Below are 433 nucleotides of genomic sequence, written 5' to 3'. Positions count from 1 at the left end.
GCCGGCACCGCCGGGAGCAGCGCTATGAGGAACAGTTCCGACGGCCGCCCGAATTCGATCTCGCCGATGATCCGCCGGTAGAAACAGAGCGCGAGCCACAGAAGGAAGAGCGGCACGGCAAAGCTCGCGACGTCGAGCGCCGTCTCGCGGCCGACGAGGAACGTGAGCGGCGCGGCGACCATGGCATAGGGCAGGTCGACCAGCCGCACCCAGTGCGATGCGAAAGGCTCCGGCTGGATTATTCCGGGGATGGCGCGGTCGAACCACGCCCCGGTGTGGAGGAAATTCCGGATCGCGACCCGCTTCAGGAGATCGTCGAGATCGCTGGCGGGCGAATATCCGGCAAAATGGCACAGGACGAGGAACAGCGACATCGCCGCCCATGCCGCCGCAACCGAATGCCGCAGGAGGAACCCTGGGATGCGGCTTGCGC

At 66.5% G+C, this 433-nt stretch carries 1 pseudogene; it reads right to left on the bottom strand.

The features are described 5' to 3' along the window. Window positions 1-374, bottom strand: a pseudogene (locus BGN91_RS07735) (hypothetical protein); the annotation flags it as partial. Between the last annotated feature and the right edge of the window lie 59 nt (window positions 375-433).

This window comes from Nitrobacter sp. 62-13 (assembly GCF_001896955.1).
Lineage (GTDB): Bacteria > Pseudomonadota > Alphaproteobacteria > Rhizobiales > Xanthobacteraceae > Nitrobacter.
This window is presented reverse-complemented; position numbering and strand designations above follow the sequence as displayed.